The sequence below is a fragment of the Pseudomonas brassicae genome (assembly GCF_010671725.1).
In the GTDB taxonomy this organism is placed as follows: domain Bacteria; phylum Pseudomonadota; class Gammaproteobacteria; order Pseudomonadales; family Pseudomonadaceae; genus Aquipseudomonas; species Aquipseudomonas brassicae.
This window is the reverse complement of the sequence record NZ_JAAHBU010000096.1, coordinates 1-6,895: the sequence shown is the minus strand read 5'-3', so window position 1 is coordinate 6,895 and position 6,895 is coordinate 1. Positions and strand designations below refer to the sequence as shown.

Annotated in this window: 4 protein-coding genes and 2 pseudogenes; all 6 read left to right on the top strand. The window is 65.9% G+C overall.

What is annotated here, in order from left to right:
- On the top strand, nt 1-705 hold a 705-nt coding region (locus G3436_RS08060), incomplete at its 5' end, for a serine hydroxymethyltransferase (RefSeq protein ID WP_163943359.1).
- A 21-nt stretch (nt 706-726) separates the two neighbouring features.
- Nucleotides 727-1,976: pseudogene (locus G3436_RS08055) on the top strand (sarcosine oxidase subunit beta family protein).
- Nucleotides 1,977-1,989: 13 nt separating this feature from the next.
- Nucleotides 1,990-2,318, top strand: a pseudogene (locus tag G3436_RS08050) (sarcosine oxidase subunit delta).
- Complete coding sequence (locus tag G3436_RS08045; protein ID WP_163943356.1) at nt 2,315-5,332, top strand: sarcosine oxidase subunit alpha; 3,018 nt, start codon at nt 2,315-2,317, stop codon at nt 5,330-5,332. Before G3436_RS08050 ends, G3436_RS08045 begins: the two are co-directional and overlap by 4 nt.
- Nucleotides 5,333-5,390: 58 nt before the next feature.
- Nucleotides 5,391-6,023 carry a sarcosine oxidase subunit gamma gene (locus tag G3436_RS08040; RefSeq protein ID WP_163943353.1) on the top strand — a complete coding sequence of 211 codons (633 nt, stop codon included), beginning with the start codon at nt 5,391-5,393 and terminating at the stop codon, nt 6,021-6,023.
- Nucleotides 6,020-6,877: a formyltetrahydrofolate deformylase gene (gene purU / locus G3436_RS08035; protein ID WP_163943350.1), complete on the top strand. Its 858-nt coding sequence runs from the start codon at nt 6,020-6,022 to the stop codon at nt 6,875-6,877. Before G3436_RS08040 ends, purU begins: the two co-directional genes overlap by 4 nt.
- The last annotated feature ends 18 nt before the right edge of the window (nt 6,878-6,895 follow it).

The following is a 6,895-nucleotide window of genomic DNA, read 5'->3' as shown; positions in this document are numbered from 1 at the left end:
TTCCCACGCTTTCGTCAGATCGCGGACAAGGTCGGTGCCTACCTGTTCGTCGATATGGCGCACGTGGCCGGGCTGGTCGCCGCCGGCCTCTACCCCAACCCGCTGCCCTACGCCGACGTGGTCACCACCACCACCCACAAGACCCTGCGCGGGCCACGTGGCGGGCTGATCCTGGCCAAGGCCAACGAAGCGCTGGAGAAGAAACTCAACGCCGCCGTGTTCCCCGGTGGCCAGGGCGGCCCGCTGATGCACGTGATCGCGGCCAAGGCGGTGTGCTTCAAGGAAGCGCTGGAGCCCGGCTTCAAGGCCTACCAGCAGCAGGTGATCGACAACGCCCAGGCCATGGCTGGCGTGTTCATCGCGCGCGGCTACGATGTAGTGTCCGGCGGCACCGACAACCACCTGTTCCTGGTCAGCCTGATCCGTCAGGGCCTGACCGGCAAGGAAGCCGACGCCGCGCTGGGCCGTGCCCACATCACCGTGAACAAGAACGCGGTGCCCAACGATCCGCAGTCGCCGTTCGTCACCTCGGGCCTGCGCATCGGCACCCCGGCGGTCACCAGCCGCGGTTTCAAGGTGGCCCAGTGCAGCGAACTGGCCGGCTGGATCTGCGACATCCTCGACAACCTCGGCGATGCCGATGTCGAGGCGGACGTGGCCAGGAACGTGTCGGCATTGTGCGCGGATTTTCCGGTTTACCGCTGAGTGGGTCGAGGAGTACAGACTATGCAACGCTACTCGGGCTTCGGCCTTTTCAAACACTCGCTGAGCCACCATGAAAACTGGCAGCGCATGTGGCGCACGCCAACCCCCAAGAAGGTCTACGACGTGGTCATCGTCGGCGGCGGCGGGCATGGCCTGGCCACGGCCTACTACCTGGCCAAGGAACATGGCATCACCAATGTGGCAGTGGTCGAGAAGGGCTGGCTGGGTGGCGGCAATACCGCACGCAACACCACCATCGTGCGCTCCAATTACCTGTGGGACGAATCCGCCCGCCTGTACGAGCACGCCATGAAGCTCTGGGAAGGCTTGTCCCAGGACATCAACTACAACGTGATGTTCTCCCAGCGCGGCGTGTACAACCTGTGCCATACGCTGCAGGACATTCGTGATTCGGAGCGGCGCGTGAGCGCAACCGCCTCAATGGCGTGGATGGCGAACTGCTCGACAGCCGCCAGGTGGCCGACGAGATCCCGCACCTGGACTGCTCGAAGAACACCCGTTACCCGATCCTCGGTGCCACCGTGCAACGGCGCGGCGGCGTGGCCCGTCACGACGCCGTGGCCTGGGGCTATGCGCGTGCCGCCGACGCGCTGGGCGTGGACCTGATCCAGCAGACCGAAGTGATCGGCTTTCGCAAGGAAAACGGCGTGGTGGTCGGCGTCGAGACCAACAAGGGCTTCATCGGCGGTCGCCGCGTGGGCGTGGTCACCGCCGGCAACTCCGGGCACATGGCCAAGCTGGCCGGCTTTCGCCTGCCGATCGAGTCGCACCCGTTGCAGGCGCTGGTGTCGGAGCCGATCAAGCCGATCATCGACAGCGTGATCATGTCCAACGCCGTGCATGGCTACATCAGCCAGTCGGACAAGGGCGACCTGGTCATCGGTGCCGGCATCGACGGCTGGGTCGGTTACGGCCAGCGCGGTTCTTACCCGGTGATCGAGCACACCCTGCAGGCCATCGTCGAGATGTTCCCGATCCTGTCGCGGGTGCGCATGAACCGCCAGTGGGGCGGCATCGTCGACACCACTCCCGACGCCTGCCCGATCATCTCCAAGACGCCGGTGGCGAACATGTTCTTCAACTGCGGCTGGGGCACCGGCGGCTTCAAGGCCACGCCGGGGTCGGGCAACGTGTTCGCCGCCAGCCTGGCCAAGGGCGAGATGCACCCGCTGGCCAAACCGTTTTCCATCGACCGTTTCCACAGCGGCGCCCTGATCGACGAACACGGCGCTGCCGCTGTCGCCCACTAACAGGAGAAATCCCATGTTGCACATCTTCTGTCCCCACTGCGGCGAGCTGCGCTCCGAGGAAGAATTCCACGCTGCCGGGCAGGCGCACATCCCGCGCCCGCTCGACCCGAATGCCTGCACCGACGAGCAGTGGGGCGACTACCTGTTCTTTCGCGACAACCCGCGCGGGCTGCACCACGAGCTGTGGATTCACGCCGCCGGCTGTCGCCAGTACTTCAATGCCACCCGCGACACCGTGACCTACGAGATCCTCGAAACCTACGTGATCGGTAGCAAACCCCAGGTGACCGGCAAGGGCGCGCCCCGCAGTTGGCTGCCAGCGGCCAGGGAGAAAAGGTATGAGCCAGGTCTATCGCCTGCCCAGCGGCGGTCGCATCGATCGCAGCAACGTCTTGAACTTCACCTTCAACGGCCAGACCTACCAGGGTTACCAAGGCGACACCCTGGCTGCCGCGCTGCTGGCCAATGGCGTGGACATCGTGGGGCGCAGCTTCAAGTACTCGCGCCCGCGCGGCATCATCGCCGCCGGCAGCGAAGAGCCCAACGCGATCCTGCAGGTGGGCGCCACCGAAGCCACCCAGGTGCCCAACGTGCGCGCCACCCAGCAGGCGCTGTATGCCGGGCTGGTGGCCACCAGCACCAACGGTTGGCCGAGCGTGAACACCGACGTCATGGGCATCCTCGGCAAGGTCGGCGGCAAGCTGATGCCGCCGGGCTTCTACTACAAGACGTTCATGTACCCGCAGTCGTTCTGGATGACCTACGAGAAGTACATCCGCAAGGCGGCGGGCCTGGGCCGTTCGCCACTGGAAAACGACCCTGACACCTATGACTACATGAGCCACCACTGCGACGTGCTGGTGGTCGGCGCCGGCCCTGCCGGGCTGGCGGCGGCACTGGCAGCCGGGCGCAGCGGCGCGCGGGTGATCCTGGCCGACGAGCAGGAAGAATTCGGCGGCAGCCTGCTCGACAGCCGCGAGAGCCTGGACGGCAAGCCGGCGGTCGAGTGGGTGGCCACGGTGATCAGTGAGCTCAAGGGCATGCCCGAGGTCACGCTGCTGCCCCGCGCCACGGTCAATGGCTACCACGACCACAACTTCCTCACCATTCATGAGCGTCTCACCGATCACCTGGGCGACCGTGCGCCGATCGGCCAGGTGCGCCAGCGCATGCACCGTGTGCGCGCCAAGCGTGTGGTGCTGGCCACCGGTGCCCACGAGCGGCCGTTGGTGTATGGCAACAACGATGTGCCGGGCAACATGCTGGCCGGCGCGGTGTCGACCTACGTGCGCCGCTACGGTGTGGCGCCGGGGCGCAAGCTGGTGCTGTCGACCAACAACGATCACGCCTACCGCGTCGCGCTGGACTGGCACGATGCAGGGCTGAAGGTGGTGGCCGTTGCGGACGCACGGCACAACCCTCGCGGCGCGCTGGTGGAAGAGGCGCGTGCCAAGGGCATTCGCATCCTGACCAGCAGCGCGGTGATCGAGGCACGTGGCAGCAAGCACGTGAGTGCGGCACGTGTGGCGGCCATCGATGTGGCCGCGCACACCGTCACCAGCCCCGGCGAGTGGCTGGACTGCGACCTGGTGGCGACCTCGGGCGGCTACAGCCCGGTGGTGCACCTGGCATCGCACCTGGGCGGCAAGCCGGTGTGGCGTGACGACATTCTCGGTTTCGTGCCGGGCGAGGCACCGCAGAAGCGCGTATGTGTGGGCGGTATCAATGGCGTGTTCGCCTTGGGTGATGCGCTGGCCGACGGCTTCGAGGGCGGCGTGCGCGCTGCCACCGAGGCCGGTTTCAAGGCGGTCGAAGGCGTGCTGCCCAAGGCCCTTGTGCGCCAGGAAGAGCCCACTGTGGCGCTGTTCCAGGTGCCCCATGACAAGAACACGGCGCGGGCGCCCAAGCAGTTCGTTGACCAGCAGAACGACGTCACCGCTGCTGCCATCGAGCTGGCCACCCGCGAGGGTTTCGAGTCGGTCGAGCACGTCAAGCGCTATACCGCGCTGGGCTTCGGCACCGATCAGGGCAAGCTGGGCAACATCAACGGCCTGGCGATTGCCGCGCGCTCGATGGGCATCAGCATCGCGCAGATGGGCACCACCATGTTCCGCCCCAACTACACGCCGGTGACCTTTGGCGCGGTCGCCGGGCGCCACTGCGGGCACCTGTTCGAGCCGGTGCGCTTTACCGCGCTGCATGCCTGGCATGTGCACAACGGTGCCGAGTTCGAGGACGTCGGCCAGTGGAAGCGGCCGTGGTATTTCCCCAGGGGCGGTGAAGACATGCATGCCGCCGTGGCCCGCGAATGCAAGGCGGTGCGCGACAGCGTCGGCCTGCTGGACGCCTCGACCCTGGGCAAGATCGACATCCAGGGCCCGGATGCGCGCGAGTTCCTCAACCGCGTCTACACCAATGCCTGGACCAAGCTGGACGTGGGCAAGGCGCGCTACGGCCTGATGTGCAAGGAAGACGGCATGGTCTTCGACGACGGCGTGACGGCCTGCCTGGGCGACAACCACTTCCTCATGACCACCACCACCGGGGGGGCGGCACGCGTGTTGGAGTGGCTGGAGATCTACCAGCAGACCGAGTGGCCGGAGCTGAAGGTGTACTTCACCTCGGTCACCGACCACTGGGCCACGCTGACCCTGTCGGGCCCCAACAGCCGCAAGCTGCTCAGCGAAGTGACCGATATCGACCTGGACAAGGACGCCTTCCCGTTCATGACCTGGAAGGAAGGCCGGGTGGGTGGCGTGCCGGCGCGGGTGTTCCGGATTTCGTTCACCGGCGAGCTGTCGTACGAGGTGAACATCCAGGCCAACTACGCCATGGGCGTGCTGGAGCAGATCGTGGCGGCGGGCAAGCAGTACAACCTGACCCCGTACGGCACCGAGACCATGCACGTGTTGCGGGCCGAGAAGGGCTTCATCATCGTCGGCCAGGACACCGACAGCTCGATGACCCCGGACGACCTGAACATGGGCTGGTGCGTGGGGCGGACCAAGCCGTTCTCGTGGATCGGCTGGCGCGGGATGAACCGCGAAGACTGCGTGCGCGACAACCGCAAGCAACTGGTGGGGCTCAAGCCGGTCGACCCGACCCAATGGCTGCCTGAGGGCGCGCAACTGGTGTTCGATCCCAAGCAGCCGGTCCCGATGGACATGGTGGGGCACGTGACCTCGAGTTATGCACACAACTCGCTGGGGTATTCGTTTGCCATGGGGGTGGTCAAGGGCGGGCTCAAGCGCATGGGCGAGCGGGTCTTTTCGCCGCAGGCCGATGGCAGCGTGATCGAGGCCGAGATCTGTTCTTCGGTGTTCTTCGATCCGAAGGGCGAGCGGCAGAACATCTGATCCCAGCTTCCACAGGGCATTGCGGTGCAACGTCCATCGAATTCAAGGCAGGTATGTAATGAGCGCAATCAACGTCTACCAGCAACGCCCCGGCAACGATGCCAAGGCCGAATCGCCACTGCACCATGCCGACCTTCCCAGCCTGGTCGGCAAGGGCCGCCAGAACGCCGGGGTGACCCTGCGTGAAAAGAAATTCCTCGGCCACCTGACCCTGCGCGGTGACGGCCATGACCCGGCGTTCGCCGGTGCCGTGCACAAGGCCCTGGGCCTGGAACTGCCGGTGGCGCTGACCGTGGTCGCCAACGGCGACACCTCGTTGCAGTGGCTGGGGCCGGACGAGTGGCTGCTGATCGTGCCCGGGGGCGAGGAGCTGGCCGCCGAGCAGACGTTGCGCGAGGCGTTGGGCGAGCAGCATGTGCAGATCGTCAACGTCAGCGGCGGGCAGACCGTGATCGAACTGAGCGGGCCCAAGGTGCGCGAGGTGCTGATGAAGTCCACCAGCTATGACGTGCACCCCAACAACTTCCCGGTGGGCAAGGCGGTGGGCACGGTGTTCGCCAAGTCCCAGTTGCTCATCCGGCGTACCGGCGAAGACACCTGGGAGTTGCTGGTACGTCGCAGCTTCAGTGACTACTGGTGGATGTGGCTGCAGGACGCGTCGGCCGAATACGGTCTGAGCATCCAGCCATGAGCCGCGCGCCGGACACCTGGATCCTCACGGCCGACTGCCCGAGCCTGCTCGGCACGGTGGATGCGGTGACACGCTACCTGTACGAGCAGCAGTGCTATGTCACCGAGCACCACTCGTTCGATGATCGGCTGTCGGGGCGCTTTTTCATTCGGGTGGAGTTCCGCCAGCCGGACCACTTCGATGAGCAGGCGTTTCGCGCCGGGCTGGCCGAGCGTGGCGAAGCGTTCGGCATGGTCTCCGAGCTGACCGCGCCCAAGCACCGGCCCAAGGTGGTGATCATGGTGTCCAAGGCCGATCACTGCCTCAACGACCTGTTGTACCGCCAGCGTATCGGCCAGTTGTCGATGGAGGTGGTGGCGGTGATTTCCAACCACCCGGACCTGGAGCCGCTGGCGCACTGGCACCGTATTCCTTACTACCACTTCGCCCTCGACCCGCACGACAAGCCGGCGCAGGAGCGCAAGGTGTTGCAGGTGATCGAGGAGGCGGGGGCGGAGCTGGTGATCCTGGCGCGCTACATGCAGGTGCTGTCGCCGGAGCTGTGCCGCCGGCTGGACGGCTGGGCGATCAATATCCACCATTCGCTGCTGCCGGGGTTCAAGGGCGCCAAGCCGTATCACCAGGCCTACAACAAGGGCGTGAAGCTGGTGGGCGCCACGGCGCACTACATCAACAACGACCTGGACGAGGGCCCGATCATTGCCCAGGGCGTGGAAGCGGTCGATCACAGCCACTACCCTGAAGATCTGATCGCCAAGGGGCGGGACATCGAGTGCCTGACCCTGGCGCGGGCGGTGGGCTATCACATCGAGCGGCGGGTGTTCCTCAACGCCAATCGGACGGTGGTGCTATAGCGGGCCTCTTCGCTGGCA